Here is a 16,473-nt window from a genome sequence, read left to right on the forward strand (position 1 = left end):
TTTATTTCGCGCTGCCGGCGTCCCGGTTGGTATAGGTCACAGGGACCCAGGCATAGCCGCCGTTTTCGCCTTTGGTGACATACCCGATACCCGGGAACGGCAGATGGGGCGCGGCGACCAGGTCTTTATTTTTCACAAAGTCCGCAAACGCGTGTTCGCGCACGCTTGCCGCTTTGTTCTGATCTTCATCGTAGGTAATGGTCACGTCAGGCTGCGGGAACTGAACCGCCGCGGCATGAATGATGTCGCCGACAAAGGTGATCTTCTCGCCTTTGCTTGTCAGCGTGTAGAAGGCTGAACCCGGCGTATGGCCGGGATGAACCGTGCCGGTCAGCCCCGGGAGAATCTCAGATGTGCCGCTAAACGGCACCACTTTACCGGCGTCAAGATAGGGTTTTAAGGTCTTCTGCGCGACGTCAAAGTAGTTCTTGCCGTAGCCGGTTTTTTTCTGATTCTCGTCGTTAAAGAAAAAGTCGACGTCCGGTTTGCCAACGAAAACGCGCGCGTTGCTGAACACCACCTTGCCGTCTTTCACCAGGCCGCCCGCGTGATCGGAGTGGGCGTGGGTCAGCAGGACTTCAGTAATGTCCTCGGGTTTAATCCCCTGGGTGGCGAGGCTCTCAATCAGACGTCCGCCGTTGCCGGGGCCAAAGAGCTGTCCTGAGCCCGTATCCACCAGAATTTTATGTCCGGGCATCGCAATCAGGAACGCGTTGATGGACACTTCAGGCGGGTTGGTCTGGAAATTTTTCGCGAGCAGCGCATCAATTTTTTGCGGCGTTGTCCGGCGCAGCAGCTTGTGCAGATCCTGCGCGACGGTCCCGTCGGTAAACGAGGTGACCAGAACGTCGCCGACCTGAACGCTGTATCCGCCCGCCGGTTGTTTAACGACGTGCTGGGGCGTCTCTGCCGCCGCCTGCAGCGCAGGGTAGAAAAGCAATGAACTGGAAATCAGCGTAGAAAGAGCAAGTTTTTTCACGGTAAGCATACGAGTCTCCTTTGAAAGCGCTCATCTTACTTCTTCGTAAAATTATAAGAACCTGCCCAGAAATGATAGGACCTATAAACGCAGTGGATAGTACAGCGCAGAAGCCGGGTGGCGATGCTGCCTTTCCCGGCCCGTAAAACCTTATTTTTTCAGCGGCGCGTTCCAGCTGTCCGGCGTGGCTTTGGACCAGGAGCCATAAGCGGCATTTGGCAGCACAATCCAGTCGTTTCCGAAGTGTTCCGCGCTGGCTTCAACCAGCTCGCGCTGCTGCTCGCTCGGCTTTTTGTTTTTAAACTGCACGGCGAAATCAGGCAGGCTGTCGCCAAACAGCATCACGATCTGCTGCTTTTTGAGGATGCTCTGGCGACGCTCTTCCTTGCTGACCGTGTCCAGAAGCACGCTTTCATCGGACACCTGCGGAAGTCCCAGGGCTTTTAACGTCCTGAGCGTATCGGCTTTATTTTCCTGCATGCGGTCCGAAACATAATAGATACGGACCTTGCTTTGATTCACATGGTCAAGAAACGCCTTCGCGCCCGGAATTAAGCCGGGTTTACCCTGTTTCTCCCAGTCGCTCCAGGTGTCCCATTTTGTATAGTCGTGACACTGCTCGGTGTCGCGCACCAGCAGAGGGGTGTTATCCAGCACCGTTTCATCCAGGTCCATTACCACGGCGTAATTTTCAGGCGTTTTCAGCTCTTTTAACTTCTCGTTGAAACGCTCGGTGGCAAACCGATACGTCTGCAGCTGAAGAGCCACGATCTCTGCCGATTTCTGCTGATAGCGCAGCGCCATTTCGTACGCTTTGGGTTCACACAGCTCGCCCCCGGCGGCCGTCGCCGCTGCCGTTGCACTCAAAACAGGTAATGCCAGCAGTAATGCCTTAGCCATTGAATTCACACTTTTTTCCTCAACACCCTGGTTAAAATCCTGAAAGCGTATTGAAATTCAATGACAGAAATATGAAGGCCGCGCCGTTAGACCAGCATGTAATACCAGAACAGGGCGACTTCGTCTTTTTCCGGTAAGGCGTTGTAGAGATAACGATCGTATCCGCCCAGGGTAAACCCGTAGTTGCGGTAAAACAGACAGGCAGAAACGTTCACATTTTGTGTTTCAAGCCGTAATCCCGGCGCGTTTACGCTGCGGGCCCACACGTGCGCGGCGGCCATTAATTTTTGCGCGGCGCCGGTTCTGCGTTTCGTGCGCTCCACGGCAATGTAATCCACCGAGATAAACTTATTCCAGCCGATTGACGCGGTAATAAATCCCGCAATTTCCCCGTCATCCGTTTCGGCAATAAGAAATATGGCGTCCGGATTAACGCAGTGGTTTTCAAGGGTTTGGATGTCGAGCTCGTAGGTTTTAATCCAGGGTTCGGCGACGGCTTCGATATGCAAATCGCAGTGGATAAAGGGCTCTCGCGCAATGTGGCTAATGGTGAAAGAAAAGTCACAGCATTCAAGGCGCGTGAGGTCGGTACTGAGTCCTTTTCGAATCTGCATAGTATTCCCGGTAGTGAGTTATTTCATAAAGAATAGACGAAGCGGTTAAATTCGCTGGCCTAACACACTTTTAATCCTGAACTAAGCTTGTACTTCGTTCCGCGTAAAATGTGGGTCATTCGAGGACAATGAATGGAATTCAGGACATTTCAAAAGCAGTGGGGTGCTGAGTTTATTTCCGATGACGTTGTACGTTTTCGCGTCTGGGCAGAAGGACAGAAAGAACTTACGCTACGTCTGGCGGCCGCCGACGTGCCGATGACGGCAGCTGGCGACGGCTGGTTTCAGGCAGACGTACCCGGCGTCACGCACGGTGCAGAATATCAATTTGTTCTGCAGGACGGCATGACGGTGCCCGATCCCGCATCGCGCGCGCAAAAAGGCGACGTTAACGGCCCCTCCATCGTTATCGATCCCCAACGCTATCAGCCGGTCAACCGGGACTGGGCAGGGCGGCCGTGGGAAGACACGGTTATCTACGAGCTGCATATCGGCACGTTTACCCCGGAGGGCACCTTCCGGGCCGCCATCGACAAGCTGCCGTATCTGGCAGAGCTCGGTATTACCCAGCTTGAAGTGATGCCCGTCTCTCAGTTTGGCGGAACCCGCGGCTGGGGGTATGACGGCGTGCTGCTGTACGCCCCGCACTCTGCCTACGGTACGCCGGAGGATTTCCACGCGTTTATTGGCGCCGCGCACGGGCTGGGGCTTTCCGTGGTGCTGGATATCGTGCTTAACCACTTCGGCCCCGAGGGGAACTATCTGCCCCTGCTGTCGCCCGCGTTTTTTGATGCACAGCAGATGACGCCGTGGGGCAACGGAATTGCTTACGAACGCGAGCCGGTGAGGCAGTACATCACCGATGCGCCACTCTACTGGCTGACGGAGTATCGTCTGGACGGCCTGCGCTTTGACGCCATCGACCAGATTAAAGACAGCGCGGAGATGCACATTCTGGAGGAGATTGCCGCAAAAATCCGCGAGGCGATCCCGCACCGCCACGTTCACCTGACCACGGAAGACAGCCGCAACGTGATTTTCCTGCACCCGCGCGATGAACAGGGCAACACGCCGCTGTTCACCGCCGAGTGGAATGATGACTTCCACAACGCCGCCCACGTGTTTGCCACCGGCGAGACGCACGCGTACTACCAGGATTTTGCCTTTGAGCCGGAGAAAAAGTTCGCCCGGGCGCTGGCGGAAGGCTTTGTCTACCAGGGCGAGATTTCGCTGCAAACCGGCGAATCCCGCGGGGTGGAGTGCCAGACGCAGCCGCCGCAGTTCTTCGTCGATTTTATTCAGAACCACGATCAGACCGGGAATCGCGCCCAGGGCGAGCGTCTTATCACCCTGGCCGGTGTCGACAAGACGCGGGTGCTGCTTGCCGCGCTGCTGCTTTCTCCCCATATCCCGCTGCTGTTTATGGGCGAGGAGTTTGGTGAAACGCATCCGTTCCTGTTCTTCACCGATTTTCACGGCGATCTGGCGAAGGCGGTGCGGGAAGGGCGCGCGAAAGAGTTTACGGGCCATGCCGGGCACGATGAAACCGTCCCGGATCCGAATGACATGAACACCTTCATCCGTTCAAAACTCGACTGGAATAAGATTGCCACCGACGAAGGCAAAACGTGGCTGCGCTTCACGCGCCACCTGCTGACGCTGCGTCATCGCCATATCGTTCCGCTTCTGCGTCATGGCGGCGCCGTTGAGGGCAAGATAATCAAGACCGCGCCCGGCATGGTGGCGGTGAGCTGGCATTTCACGTCGGGGACGCTCTCTCTGGCGCTGAATATCGGTAATAAGCCCGTCGCGCTGCCCGATCTCGCGGGTGAGACGCGCTTTGCCTGGCCGGAAGTCACTGACGTTTTACCGCCGAACGGTATTGTCGTTCGCTTTGCTGATGGAGAAGCATCGTTATGATCCCTTCCGCCACGTACCGTATTCAGTTCCGCAATGGCATGACCTTCGACCGCGTTGCGGCGCTGGTGCCTTATCTGAAAGATCTCGGCATCAGCCATCTCTACGCGTCGCCCGTATTTACCGCCACAGCGGGTTCCACTCACGGCTATGACGTGACCAACCCGAATGAAATTGACCCCGCAATCGGCGGACGAGACGGTTTCGACCGCATGTCGGCAGCGCTTAAGCAGGCCGGCATGGGGCTGATTCTGGATATTGTCCCGAACCATATGTCCACCTCGCTGGAAAATGCCTGGTGGCGGGACGTGATTGAATACGGCCAGCAGAGCCGCTATTTCCGCTATTTCGATATCGACGGGTCGCGCCCGCTGACGCTGCCGTTTCTCGGTGACACCTTTGAGGCGGAGCTGGAGAAGGGGGCGATCGCTCTAAAACGTGACCCTGTCACGAACACGGCCGCGCTGGTTTACTACGACGCCGAGTATCCGCTCAACCCCGGCACGTACAGCGAGGATAAGAGCATCGCTGAGCTGCATGAAGCGCAAAGCTGGCGACTGATGTCCTGGCGGGAAGCGCCGAAGCAGCTCTCGTGGCGGCGCTTCTTCGAGATCACCGGGCTGGTCGGCGTTCGGGTTGAAGACGACGCGGTCTTCGACGATACGCACCGGCTGATCCTTGAGCTGGTTCACGCCGGCGTGGTGGACGGCCTGCGCATCGACCACGTCGACGGCCTGGCCGATCCGCTGGGGTATCTGCAGCGCCTGCGGGAGAAAACCGGGCCCGACTGCTACATCACGGTTGAAAAAATTCTCGCGAAGGGAGAACAGCTCCCCGCCGACTGGCCGGTATCCGGCACCACCGGCTACGAGTTTATCGCCTCGCTGGCGGAAGTGCTGGTCGACGACGATAACCTGTCGCGCCTGGAGACCATCCACGACGAAACGCTGGGGATAACGGTCGATCGCCACGCGGAACTGCGCGATGCCAAGGGCCTGATGACCGATCGCAATTTTGAGGGTGAATTCACTACGCTGCTTAACCTTGCTGACGATCTGGCCCGCCGCAATGAGGTTGCGCTACCGCGCGAGGAGATCCGCCGCGCGCTGCGCGAGCTGCTTATTGCCTTTCCGGTCTACCGCACCTACGGCACCCGGGAGGGATTAACCTCGTCGGACGTGGCGCTGCTTAACCGCGTGGTCGCCGGCGTGGAGACGTCTGAAGCGGCGCTGAGCCTGATTGTGCGCATTCTTACCGGCGACCTGCTGGAAGATTGCCGCGAGTCCGCCGCGCTGTTCAGAACCCGCTTCCAGCAGCTTACCGGGCCGCTGATGGCGAAGTCCGTTGAAGACACGCTGTTCTTTCGCCACAACCTCGAGCTGGCGCTCAATGAAGTGGGCGCCGACCCGACGCCGCGCGCGTTTTCATTATCCCGCTTCCACCAGGAGATGCGCATTCGTCTCGCCCGACAGCCCGACGCGCTGCTGGGCACCTCCACGCACGATACCAAGCGCGGGGAAGACGCCCGGGCGCGTCTCTACACCCTGACGGAAGCGCCGGAACGCTGGGGGGAAAATCTGGCCCGCTGGCGACAGATGAACCAGACTCAGGTGCGTTTTCTCAATGACGGTACCGCGCCGAACGCTGCCGATACCTGGATGATCTATCAGGCGCTGGCGGGCGTCTGGCCCGCCACGCTGTCTCCGGACGACGCTGAAGGGCTTGCATCACTGGAAGCGCGTTTTATCGGCTTCCTCGAGAAAGCGCTGCGCGAGGCAAAACAGCGCACCGACTGGATCGACAGCAACGAGAGCTATGAGAGCGTGGTGCTGAGCTACGCGCGGCACCTGCTTTCGCCGGACAACGCCCTGTTCCTGCAGGATTTTAGCGAGGCGATGCAGCCCTTTATCCGGGCCGGGCTGATAAACAGCCTCAGCCAGACGGTAATCAAGCTGACGGCTCCCGGCGTGCCGGATATCTATCAGGGCAGCGAGGCGCTCAACTTTAGCCTCGTCGACCCGGATAACCGACGGGAGCCGGACTTCAACGCGCTGGTGCACAACCTCTGCGCGGCGGATGCCACGGTATTTGATAACCCGGCCTGCTGGCGAGACGGGCGCGTTAAGCAGTTCGTCACCGCCACGCTGCTGCGGCTGCGTCCGCATTACGACGCGCTTTTCCGCTACGGCGACTGGCTGCCGCTTAAGGTCACCGGCGAGCGCGAGGAGAACCTGATTGTCTATGCCCGCGTTAAGGACGAGGAGGCGCTGATTGTCGCCGTACCGCGTTTGGTTTTTGATGTCACCGATAATCATCAGCTGTGGGTCAATACCAGGGTCGCGATACCGGAAGAACTGGCCGGGAAACGCTATCGGGATCTGTTCAGCGGTGAGAGCCGCATTCTGCAAGAGACGCTGAATTTAACGTCAGAAAAGGGATGTGTACTGGTTCTGCTTACCTGCGAATAATCGTGGAGAACGAAAATGGCAAAGGATACTACGTTTGAAATTCGGGCCGGTCATGGCCAGCAGTTGGGGGCGAATTATGACGGGAAAGGGGTCAACTTCGCGCTGTTCTCCGCTCACGCCGAGCGGGTGGAACTCTGTCTGTTTGACCCGTCCGGGAAAAACGAAATCGCCCGGCTGGAACTGCCGGAATATACCCATGAGGTCTGGCACGGCTATGTGCCGGACCTGAAGCCCGGCGCGCTGTACGGCTATCGCGTCTACGGCCCTTACGATCCGGAAAACGGCCACCGCTTTAACCCGCACAAGCTGCTTATCGACCCTTACGCCCGAGAACTGGTGGGCGATATCGACTGGAACGATGCCCATTTCGGCTATGAGCTGGGGCATGACGAGTTAGATTTAAGCTTTGACACGCGCGACAGCGCGCCGTTCACGCCGAAATGCAAGGTCATCGACCCGAACGCCTTTGACTGGCAGGACAACAGCCGGCCAAACGTGCCCTGGCCGCATACCGTCGTCTATGAGAGCCACGTGAAGGGCTTTACCCAGATGAACCCGGCCATCCCGCAGGAGCTGCGCGGCACGTTTGAGGGGATGGGACACAAAGCCTCGGTCGACTACATCAAGAGTCTTGGCATCACCTCGGTGGAGCTTCTGCCGGTTCACTGGTTCCCGGACGACCAGCATCTGCTCGATCGCGGCCTGAAGAACTTCTGGGGCTATAACACCCTCGGCTTTTTTGCTCCGGCGTCGCGCTACTACGGCCCGGCGGGGACCCAGGGCTTTCGCGACATGGTACGCGCGTATCACGATGCGGGCATCGAGGTGATTCTGGACGTGGTGTACAACCATACTGCGGAAGGAAATGAGCTTGGCCCTACGCTCTCGTTTAAGGGGATTGATAACTACAGCTATTACCGCACCCTGCCGGACCAGCACCGGTACTACATCAACGACACCGGGACGGGAAATACGGTTAACACCTCGCATCCGCGCGTGCTGCAGATGGTGATGGATTCGCTGCGCTACTGGGCGGAATCGATGCATATTGACGGTTTTCGTTTCGACCTGGGGACGATACTGGGCCGCGAGCCGGAAGGGTTTGATCCGCGCGGCGGTTTCTTCGACGCCATATCGCAGGACCCGGTGTTATCAAGACTTAAGCTGATTGGTGAACCCTGGGACATCGGTCCCGGTGGGTATCAGGTCGGCGGTTTCCCGCCGGGATGGGGGGAGTGGAACGACAAATACCGCGATACCGTCCGCGAGTACTGGAAGGGCGATAACGTCTCCACCGACTTTGCCGCGCGTCTGCTGGGATCCGGGGATCTGTACGACCTGCGCGGGCGTCGTCCGTGGGCCAGCGTCAACTTCATCACCGCTCACGACGGCTTTACGCTGAATGACCTGGTGTCGTACAACGAGAAGCATAACGCCGACAACGGCGAGGACAATAACGACGGGCATAACGATAATCGCTCGTACAACTATGGCGAAGAAGGGCCGACGGAGAACCCGGATATTATTGCTACCCGCGAACGGCAGAAGCGGAATTTCCTGACCACGCTGCTGTTTTCCCACGGCACGCCGATGCTGCTGGCGGGGGACGAGTTTGGCCGCACGCAGAAGGGCAACAACAACGGCTACTGTCAGGACAGCGAGATCTCGTGGATCGACTGGAACGGAATAACCGAAAACGACGCTGCGCTGCGCGAGTTTACCCGACGGCTCATTGACCTTCGCGCGCAACAGCCGTTATTGCGCCGTGAAAGCTGGCGCGACGGGCTGGAGATCCGCTGGTTCAATGCCGGCGGCGGCCCGCAGCAGGCCGAGCAGTGGGATGAAGGCTCGACGCTCGGCGTCTCCATCAGCAGGCCGGATCTCAGGCAGGAGGACGGCATCTGGCACGACGTGCTGATGCTGTTCAACCCGTTTGAAGGGACCGTGCCGTTCCAGATCCCGCAGTTTGGCGAAGGGGGATGGGTGCTGGAGCTGTCTACGGCAGAGGACGCTGCCACCGGGACAGCGTTCACCGAAACCGTAGAGTACGAACTGGCCGGACGCAGTATTACCCTCTTTAGACGTCCTTAGCTTCAGAGTGATGCCGCCGCGCGGGCGGCGGTGTCATACAGGGAGGAGATCGTGCGTAACAGCTGCGCGGTCTCGCCAATCGACTTCCCGGCAATGCCGCTCTCCGCGTGGATTGCGATCAGACACGCCTCCCGCACGTCCCGGTACTTCATGCACAACGCTTTCCCTTCCTCGGTAGTCGAGAAAAAGAGCTCTTTGCCCGCTTTCTCGCTCGTCACGTAGCCCGCTTTGACCAGCTTTTTCAGGGCGTAGGTCACAACGTGGGTATCTTCCACGTTAAGAACGAAACAGATATCGGCCAGCTTTTTCTTGCGGTCGCGGTGGTTTACGTGATGCAGCAGCGAGACGTCAAATGCGCCCATATCGGGCTCGCCGGCTGCAGTCATGCAGCGCACCATCCATTTATTGAACGCGTTGCTGGTCATGATCAGCGCGTACTCCAGCTCTGACAGTTCCGCGCAGCGCTCGGACACCAGGTGGCGGGACGAGACGATTCGGCCATCGTTGATATCGTCGTGAGGGGGTGTAGCACTCTTTTCCGAGGTCATAACGTTCCTTAGCCAGAAATGTAAACTCATCGATAAAATAAGAACATTTTATTGATAATTTGTTTACATGTTTTTGAGGTTCAGATATAGCTTTTTAGCGCAGGTTTTCCGAAACCTGTCGAAAAACACAACATCGCTCGCCGCAAAATAAAAAAATAGCCGTCGGCGCGCAACGCTCACTTTGGATAGGGTAAACGTTATGGACGGTACTACGCTGTTGCCGCTGATCGGGATACCGATCGTGGTTATTGGTTTTGCACTGCGCTTCAACCCGCTGCTGGTGGTCGTGGTGGCGGGGCTGGCGACGGGTCTGCTGGTCGGTATGGATTTCGGGATGCTGCTGGAGACCTTTGGCGAAAAGTTCGTGAATAGCCGATCCCTGGCGACCTTCATTCTGATCCTGCCGGTGATTGGTCTGCTGGAATATTACGGGCTCAAGGAGCGCGCCCAGGCCTGGGTGGCGAAGATCGCCAGCGCGACCTCGGCGCGTATTCTGATGCTCTATTTTGTCGCCCGTGAAGGCACCGCCGCGCTGGGGCTGATGTCGCTGGGTGGTCATGCCCAGACGGTGCGTCCGCTGCTGGCGCCGATGGCCGAAGGGGCGGCGCTGAACGAATACGGCGAGCTGCCGCAGCACATCCGCGACAAAATCAAAGCCCATGCCGCCGCGTGCGACAACATTGCGGTCTTCTTTGGGGAAGATATCTTCATTGCCTTCGGCGCGGTGCTGCTGATCGATGCGTTCCTGAAAGAGAATGGCATTCAGGGCATCGAACCGCTGCATATTGGCCTTTGGGCCATCCCAACCGCCATTGCGGCATTAGTTATTCATATGACGCGCCTGCTGCGTCTGGATGCCAGCATCCGTCGCGACGTCATGGCCTGGCGCGCGGAGCAGAGCACGCGGGAGGCCGCGCAATGATGACGCTTATCACCATTAACCGCGTGTACTACCTGATCGGCTTCGTCGTGATGCTGCTGGTTGTGATGACCCTACGCGATCGCGCCAATCCGAAGCGTTTTACCACGGCGCTGTTCTGGTTTTTATTTGGCGGGATCTTCCTGTTCGGCGATCTGATGGTGCAGGAGCTGGGGAAATCGCTGGCGTACCGGATAATCGGCGGGGGCGTCATCGCTATCGCGCTGCTGGCGGGTTTTGGTCTGGTCGGAAAAGGGCACTATAAAATGTCCACCGAAGACGAACGTCTCGCCTCGTCAAACCGCCTTAAAAACTGGCTGTTTCTGCCCGCGCTGATGATCCCGGTGGTGACGGTTATAGGCACCCTGTTCCTGAAAGGGGTTTCGGTTGGCGGCGTGTTCCTGCTCGATCAGAAGCAGCTCACTCTGGCGGCGCTGTGCGTGGCCTGCGTCGCGGCGATCCTCACCGGATGGTGGCTGACCAAAGGCACGCCGCTGCACGCCATTCGCCAGTCTCGTCGTCTTGTCGATACCATCGGCTGGGCGGTGATCCTGCCGCAGATGCTGGCCATGCTCGGCGGCGTGTTCGTGGCGGCCAACACCGGTGATTCGGTGCAGAAGGTGGTGAGCCTGTTCGTTAACCCGGATAACCGCTTTATGCTGGTGGTGATTTACTGCGTGGGGATGGCGCTGTTTACCATGATCATGGGGAATGCGTTTGCGGCCTTCCCGGTGCTGAGCGCGGGGATCGCGTTGCCGTTTCTGATCAACGTGCATCACGGCAACCCGGCGCCGCTGCTGGCGATTGGCATGTACGCGGGCTACTGCGGCACGCTGATGACGCCGATGGCCGCTAACTTCAACATTGTTCCCGCCGCGCTGCTGGAGCTGAAAGATAAGTATCAGGTGATCAAGATCCAGATCCCGACCGCGTTAACCCTGCTGGTGGTGAACGTGTTCCTCATGTATTTCCTCGTGTTTCGCTAAGGAGCTGTTATGGAATTAACGCAACATCAGGCTGACGCGTTTGCCCGCATGCCTTTGACCTATTTGCGCCAGGAATACCCGAACCACATCATGCACCTGCTGAATGATGATGGTGACGTTCTGCCGCCGCGCGAACTGCACCCCATTTTCTACGGCTGTTTCGACTGGCACTCGGCGGTGCACGGCTACTGGCTGCTGCTGCGCTGCGTGCGCCTCTACCCGGAGCTGCCGAGCCGGGACGCGATCGTCGCGCTTGTCGACGAGCACCTGACGGAAGAGAACGTGGCGAAGGAGCTGGCCTATTTCACCGCGCCGTTCCGCGCCTCGTTTGAGCGCCCGTATGGCTACGGCTGGCTGCTGGCGCTGGCCCAGGAGCTAAAGCAGTCGTCGCTGCCGCAGGCCGCAGGCTGGTACCGGACGCTTGAGCCGTTAACCCAGGATATTCGTAACCGCCTGGTGGATTACCTCAGCAAGCTCACCTATCCGATCCGCGTCGGGACGCACTACAACACGGCGTTTGCCCTCGCGCTGGCGCTCGATTACGCGCGAGCCGTGGAAGATAGCGCGCTTGAGCAGGCGATTGTCACGGCGGCGGAGCGGTTTTATCTCGCCGACACGCGCTATCCTGCCCACTACGAGCCCGGCGGTGATGAGTATATTTCCGGCGCGCTGACGGAAGCGCTGCTGATGAGCAAAGTGTTGGAGGACTTCCCGGCCTGGTTTGACGCGTTTCTCCCGGAGGTGGGCACCATTGCGGCGCTGATGAACCCGGCGGAAGTGAGCGACCGTACCGACCCGAAAATTGCCCATCTCGATGGGTTAAACCTCAGCCGCGCCTGGTGCATGAAGCATATTGCCAGAGCGCTTCCCGCAAACCATCCGGCGCAGCAGGCGCTTCGCGAGGCGGTGACGAAACACCTGACGGCTAGCGTTGAGCATGTGGTCGGCAGCCACTACAGCGGCGGGCACTGGCTGGCGAGCTTTGCGCTGCTGGCGCTGGAGTAAACGAACGCGCCGTCTTTCTTGCCGGGTGGCGCTGCGCTTACCCGGCCTACATTGTGCAAAGCTTCCTTGTAGGCCCGTGCAAGCGTAGCGCCGCCGGGCGAATCAGGCTGATGCCCGAACTGCAGGCGCAGCCTAAATTTCTTTATTTTTAATGCGATTAATATCTTAATCGGTTATTTTTCCGTCATTTGTCTCGAAACAGATATCTTTTTTACTATCGCAAAAGTGTACGATACGTGGTCATATATCCATGTGAAAAGAATGGTTAATATGGCTGTTATACCTTTGTTACCAAAAGAAGGAATCGCGCTTGCATTAGCAAACATGAGGATTGCAAGAGCGCATGGTATGAGTAGAAATATGGCTATTCCTACAACCTATCTTTGGTTTTATCAAAAAGTAAGAAATAAGGGGCCTTGGGATTACAAGCAGGGACACCCTAAGTTAGCGAACTTTGGTAACTTCAATTATGGTTCGGCTGGCTATGCTGCCGGGATACCATCAGAAACGTTATTGATGGGGGCAGGATGGGCGCAGGAAAGAGCTAAAACCTCCAAAAAGAAATGGGGGCACTGGTATCAAAAACCGCCATATGGGGATGATCCTCACGATCAGTTTTGGATAAGTCAAGGGATTGAATATGCAAAGAAACACGGTTATTAAACGGCTTCATTATTTACTCACAACGATTTTATTGATCATTGTTTGCGGGTTTCTGACATATCAATATTATTTTAATGCACCTCCTCACGATAGCTTTGTCAGCAAACAGAAACTATCTGATACCGTCACACTGTACATAACAAAGTATGATGACGGAGGAGCTACGGTGTCGGATGTTTACCGCTTCTATTTAGATAAAGACAGCAGCGGGAACATTATGAAGGCCCTTAAAGAACGCTCGCCGTTCCTTGAAGCCAATACAAGCAATGTTACAGCTTCTGCTTATGGGAACACGGTAAATATAAAAATCACAGGTAAGGTTTATTCATTCACTAATTCGGATCTGTTCTATGCAGATGGTGTAGCGATCATGCCTGTAATTAACCTCATAGCAAATGGAATAAGAGATTAATTAGCATAAGGAGTTTTAGAAATGGCTGTACCAGTACACCTCTTTTTGAAAGACGATGGTAGAGCAATGATCCGTGGCGGTTCTGATGTTGCAGACCGTGAAGGAAGCATAGAGCTTAGAGATCTGATCCATAACCTGAGCATTCCAACAGATGAGGCAACAGGTAAACTTACAGGTACAAGGCAACACTCAGCTTTCAGTTTAACAAAAGCAATTGATTCATCTTCACCCTATCTATACAAAGCAGTGGCTACAGGTCAAACGCTTCAAAGTGCTGAATTAAAGTTCTATCACATCAATGATGCTGGTCAGGAAGTGGAATACTTCAATATTCTTATGGAAGGTGTGAAAGTCATTTCAATAACTCCAGTTATGCACGATACAAGAGATTGTCCCGGTACTGGTCACCTGGAAAATGTATCTTTGCGATACGCAAAAATCACATGGAAAATCCTGGACGGAAATATTCAATACACTGATGCGTGGAATGAACGCCTTACAGCGTAGGCGTTATAAACGAGCAGCGCCGAAAGGCGCTGCAACAGTTTACGCTGATGCCCGAACTGCAGGGCGCAGCCGACTCACGCTAAACAACACCGATCCCGTTGAGGCGATGACGGCTATCCACAGCGCAAAATGCACGGCCCGGTCATGGTCTGATTCGGTCGTCGCCAGCAGCACGCCCACCGCGGCGGCACCGAGACACTGGCCGAATGTCCTCACAATCGACAACACGCCGGAGGCATAGCTGGCATATTCCCGCGCCACGTTAGAGAGCATCTCCCGGTTATTGGGGCTCTGGAAGCAGCCAAACCCAATCCCGCAAACCAGACTGCGCAGGCTGATATTCCATGCGGAAGGATTTTCCGGCAACGTCGCCAGCAGGACCAGCCCACAGACAAAAATCATCAGCCCGATTGTCGAGATCAGCGGCGCGGGAATCGTATCTGCCCAGCGTCCCGCGTGCGGCGCGATCAGCACGATGCCAATCGGCCACGGGGTGAACAGCAGCGCGGATACCACCGGGCTGTAGCCATACACGCTCTGAAACAGAAACGGCAGCGCGACAAAGGTGATGCCCTGACTGACAAACGAGGCCAGCGAGGTCAGGGCGGCGAGGGTAAAGCGTCCGTTTTTAAACATGACGGGCGGCAGGATGGGGCTTCGCGCGCGCCGAATCCGCCAGATAAAGGCGAGGGCGCTGACCAGCGCGAGCAGCCCCCAGCCTGTGGCCGTCTGGTTGATGTTTTGCGTCACGTGCTGAAGGCTGTCGGCCAGCATGATTGCTGAACCTAACAGCACGGCGGAGAGCACGGCGCCCGGCGCGTCAAAGGGCGAGCGGTCAACGGCCGTTTCCCGCGGCAAGGCCCGCCACGCCAGCAGCAGGGCGACGCTGCCCGGAACAATGTTAATGGCGAACAGCCACTGCCAGCTCAGCGCGTCCAGTATGGTTCCGCCCAGCACGGGGGCAATCGCCGTGCTGGAGGCGATAAGCAGGGCGTGCAGCCCCAGAATACGGCCAAGCAGTCGACCCGGAAAAACGGATCGCAGGATCGCCGGGGCGATACTCAGGGTGGCCGCACCGCCGATGCCCTGCAGAATACGCATGCCGGTTAACATTTCCGGCGTCGCTGCCAGCGCGCAGCCGAGCGAGGTGAGCGTAAAGGTGGCAAGCCCAACAAGAAACACCGGGCGATAGCCCACGCGCGCCGCCAGCGCCGCGAAGATGGCTAACGTCATTGCCGCTGAAAGCAGGTAACCGTTGGAGAACCAGACCGCAACGTTTGCGGGTACCTGCATCGCCCTTGCCATGGAGGGCAGCGCGATGTTGATCATGGTGCCGTCAAAGACGCCCATCAGCGTGGTGGTCATGACGGCGGCCATGACCCGGGCGCGTTCATGACCGGGTAAGCCTTCATCGCCGGGCAGGTTTGAAAAAAACGTCATCGTCGTTACTCCGCATAAGAATAGTGATGACGAAACTATAAGCATGCGGTATACAGGGCGGAAGACGCATCAGCTGCACTTAATCGTTGCATATAACGCCTTATCTTAGGAGTCACCGTGTCCGATCCTGACTTTAACCTTCTGGTTGCGCTCGACGTTCTGCTGGCCGAAGCCAGCGTGGCGGGCGCGGCGCGACGTTTGAACCTCAGCACCTCCGCCATGAGCCGCACCCTGAGCAGGCTGCGGGAGGTGACCGGCGATCCTGTTCTGGTGAGGGCCGGGCGTCATATGGTGCTGACGCCCTGGGGAGAAGCCACGCGGGACCGCGCCAGAAGCGCCGTGCATGAGGCGAGGGCGGTGCTGCAGCCCTCCACCGACGCGCTGAAGGTGGAAAATCTCGAGCGGCTGTTCACCATCAGAGCCAACGACGGTTTTGTGGTGGCGTTTGGGCCACTGCTGATTGCGGCGGTGGCGAGCGTTGCCCCCGGGGTGTGCATCCGCTTCTCGCCGAAACCTGAAAAAACCTCGCGCTATTTGCGTGAGGGGCTGGTCGACCTGGAGATCGGCGTGCAGAGCAATATGGGGCCGGAAATACGGCTGCAACGGCTCTTTCAGGATCGGTTTGTTGGCGCGGTGCGTAAGGGACATCCGCTGTCATTACGGCCTGACGTCAGCCTTGACGATTATGTCGCGTGGGGCCACGTGGTGGCCTCGCCGGACGGATCGCTACACGGGTTTGTCGATGACGCGCTGGCGGAACGGGGGATGAAACGCAAGGTCGCCAGCGTGGTGCCCGGATTTCCAACGGCGCTATCCGTGGCGCTGGCGTCCGATCTGATTGCCATGGTGCCGGCGCTGTACCTGCTCAATCAGCCGATGAACAAGCGCGTACACGTCTTTGAACTGCCGTTTAAAACCCGGACCATTACGGTGTCACAGATGTGGCATCCGCGCATGGAAAGGGACCCGGGACATCGATGGCTCAGGGAAAAAGTACTGGAAGTGTGTCGGGCCGTGCGCTGAC

General features: G+C 57.5%; 15 protein-coding genes. 10 read left to right on the top strand and 5 right to left on the bottom strand.

The annotated features are described in order from the left end of the window. Position 1 precedes the first annotated feature (1 nt). The 3 genes from FOY96_RS10340 to FOY96_RS10350 form a co-directional block, all read right to left on the bottom strand. Positions 2-988, bottom strand: a complete 987-nt coding sequence (locus FOY96_RS10340) for an MBL fold metallo-hydrolase (RefSeq protein WP_109844137.1) — start codon at positions 986-988, stop codon at positions 2-4. 141 nt (positions 989-1,129) lie between these two features. After that, positions 1,130-1,879 carry a 5'-nucleotidase, lipoprotein e(P4) family gene (locus FOY96_RS10345; RefSeq protein ID WP_226852640.1) on the bottom strand — a complete coding sequence of 250 codons (750 nt, stop codon included), beginning with the start codon at positions 1,877-1,879 and terminating at the stop codon, positions 1,130-1,132. An 86-nt stretch (positions 1,880-1,965) separates the two neighbouring features. Next, complete coding sequence (locus tag FOY96_RS10350) at positions 1,966-2,493, bottom strand: GNAT family N-acetyltransferase (RefSeq protein WP_096151067.1); 528 nt, start codon at positions 2,491-2,493, stop codon at positions 1,966-1,968. 132 nt (positions 2,494-2,625) lie between these two features. On the opposite strand from FOY96_RS10350, the gene treZ reads away from it, so the two are divergent. The 3 genes from treZ to glgX are packed head-to-tail and all read left to right on the top strand — an operon-like array spanning position 2,626 to position 8,969. Then, positions 2,626-4,413 (top strand): malto-oligosyltrehalose trehalohydrolase, encoded by a 1,788-nt coding sequence (gene treZ / locus FOY96_RS10355; protein WP_143346985.1) that lies wholly within the window; start codon positions 2,626-2,628, stop codon positions 4,411-4,413. After that, the gene (treY, locus tag FOY96_RS10360) at positions 4,410-6,878 is read left to right on the top strand and encodes a malto-oligosyltrehalose synthase (RefSeq protein WP_143346986.1); all 2,469 of its coding nucleotides are present in this window, start codon (positions 4,410-4,412) and stop codon (positions 6,876-6,878) included. Before treZ ends, treY begins: the two co-directional genes overlap by 4 nt. 15 nt (positions 6,879-6,893) lie before the next feature. Then, complete coding sequence (glgX, locus tag FOY96_RS10365) at positions 6,894-8,969, top strand: glycogen debranching protein GlgX (protein WP_143346987.1); 2,076 nt, start codon at positions 6,894-6,896, stop codon at positions 8,967-8,969. Positions 8,970-8,971: 2 nt separating this feature from the next. Here the strand turns inward: glgX and FOY96_RS10370 are convergent, their stop codons facing one another. Continuing rightward, a complete protein-coding gene (locus FOY96_RS10370; protein WP_039262429.1) occupies positions 8,972-9,517 on the bottom strand; it encodes a winged helix DNA-binding protein in 546 nt (181 codons plus the stop codon). A gap of 199 nt (positions 9,518-9,716) precedes the next feature. On the opposite strand from FOY96_RS10370, the gene FOY96_RS10375 reads away from it, so the two are divergent. The 6 genes from FOY96_RS10375 to FOY96_RS10400 all read left to right on the top strand — a co-directional run bounded on the left by FOY96_RS10375 (position 9,717) and on the right by FOY96_RS10400 (position 14,009). Then, entirely contained in the window at positions 9,717-10,439 is a 723-nt protein-coding gene (locus FOY96_RS10375) for a DUF969 domain-containing protein (protein ID WP_039262430.1), read from the top strand. Next, complete coding sequence (locus FOY96_RS10380; RefSeq protein ID WP_033145579.1) at positions 10,436-11,422, top strand: DUF979 domain-containing protein; 987 nt, start codon at positions 10,436-10,438, stop codon at positions 11,420-11,422. The genes FOY96_RS10375 and FOY96_RS10380 overlap by 4 nt, the downstream gene beginning before the upstream one ends. A 9-nt stretch (positions 11,423-11,431) precedes the next feature. Continuing rightward, the gene (locus FOY96_RS10385; RefSeq protein ID WP_143346988.1) at positions 11,432-12,427 is read left to right on the top strand and encodes a DUF2891 domain-containing protein; all 996 of its coding nucleotides are present in this window, start codon (positions 11,432-11,434) and stop codon (positions 12,425-12,427) included. A gap of 270 nt (positions 12,428-12,697) precedes the next feature. Then, the gene (locus FOY96_RS10390; RefSeq protein WP_143346989.1) at positions 12,698-13,090 is read left to right on the top strand and encodes a polymorphic toxin type 44 domain-containing protein; all 393 of its coding nucleotides are present in this window, start codon (positions 12,698-12,700) and stop codon (positions 13,088-13,090) included. Further along, positions 13,068-13,502 (top strand): hypothetical protein, encoded by a 435-nt coding sequence (locus tag FOY96_RS10395; protein WP_047060899.1) that lies wholly within the window; start codon positions 13,068-13,070, stop codon positions 13,500-13,502. Before FOY96_RS10390 ends, FOY96_RS10395 begins: the two co-directional genes overlap by 23 nt. Positions 13,503-13,523: 21 nt before the next feature. Beyond that, positions 13,524-14,009, top strand: a complete 486-nt coding sequence (locus FOY96_RS10400) for an Hcp family type VI secretion system effector (RefSeq protein ID WP_143346990.1) — start codon at positions 13,524-13,526, stop codon at positions 14,007-14,009. Between the two features lie 39 nt (positions 14,010-14,048). Here FOY96_RS10400 and FOY96_RS10405 read toward each other — a convergent pair whose 3' ends face one another. Beyond that, complete coding sequence (locus FOY96_RS10405) at positions 14,049-15,449, bottom strand: MFS transporter (protein WP_143346991.1); 1,401 nt, start codon at positions 15,447-15,449, stop codon at positions 14,049-14,051. A gap of 117 nt (positions 15,450-15,566) precedes the next feature. On the opposite strand from FOY96_RS10405, the gene FOY96_RS10410 reads away from it, so the two are divergent. Then, the gene (locus FOY96_RS10410; RefSeq protein WP_143346992.1) at positions 15,567-16,472 is read left to right on the top strand and encodes a LysR family transcriptional regulator; all 906 of its coding nucleotides are present in this window, start codon (positions 15,567-15,569) and stop codon (positions 16,470-16,472) included. The last annotated feature ends 1 nt before the right edge of the window (position 16,473 follow it).

Origin of the sequence: Enterobacter asburiae (assembly GCF_007035645.1) — a bacterium.
GTDB lineage: Bacteria > Pseudomonadota > Gammaproteobacteria > Enterobacterales > Enterobacteriaceae > Enterobacter > Enterobacter asburiae_B.

Excerpts from the sequence above, each read along its gene's own strand:
- FOY96_RS10340 (WP_109844137.1), bottom strand. The coding sequence starts at position 988 with ATGCTTACCGTGAAAAAACTTGCTCTTTCTACGCTGATTTCCAGTTCA.
- FOY96_RS10345 (WP_226852640.1), bottom strand. The coding sequence starts at position 1,879 with ATGGCTAAGGCATTACTGCTGGCATTACCTGTTTTGAGTGCAACGGCA.
- FOY96_RS10350 (WP_096151067.1), bottom strand. The coding sequence starts at position 2,493 with ATGCAGATTCGAAAAGGACTCAGTACCGACCTCACGCGCCTTGAATGC.
- treZ (WP_143346985.1), top strand. The coding sequence starts at position 2,626 with ATGGAATTCAGGACATTTCAAAAGCAGTGGGGTGCTGAGTTTATTTCC.
- treY (WP_143346986.1), top strand. The coding sequence starts at position 4,410 with ATGATCCCTTCCGCCACGTACCGTATTCAGTTCCGCAATGGCATGACC.
- glgX (WP_143346987.1), top strand. The coding sequence starts at position 6,894 with ATGGCAAAGGATACTACGTTTGAAATTCGGGCCGGTCATGGCCAGCAG.
- FOY96_RS10370 (WP_039262429.1), bottom strand. The coding sequence starts at position 9,517 with ATGACCTCGGAAAAGAGTGCTACACCCCCTCACGACGATATCAACGAT.
- FOY96_RS10375 (WP_039262430.1), top strand. The coding sequence starts at position 9,717 with ATGGACGGTACTACGCTGTTGCCGCTGATCGGGATACCGATCGTGGTT.
- FOY96_RS10380 (WP_033145579.1), top strand. The coding sequence starts at position 10,436 with ATGATGACGCTTATCACCATTAACCGCGTGTACTACCTGATCGGCTTC.
- FOY96_RS10385 (WP_143346988.1), top strand. The coding sequence starts at position 11,432 with ATGGAATTAACGCAACATCAGGCTGACGCGTTTGCCCGCATGCCTTTG.
- FOY96_RS10390 (WP_143346989.1), top strand. The coding sequence starts at position 12,698 with ATGGCTGTTATACCTTTGTTACCAAAAGAAGGAATCGCGCTTGCATTA.
- FOY96_RS10395 (WP_047060899.1), top strand. The coding sequence starts at position 13,068 with ATGCAAAGAAACACGGTTATTAAACGGCTTCATTATTTACTCACAACG.
- FOY96_RS10400 (WP_143346990.1), top strand. The coding sequence starts at position 13,524 with ATGGCTGTACCAGTACACCTCTTTTTGAAAGACGATGGTAGAGCAATG.
- FOY96_RS10405 (WP_143346991.1), bottom strand. The coding sequence starts at position 15,449 with ATGACGTTTTTTTCAAACCTGCCCGGCGATGAAGGCTTACCCGGTCAT.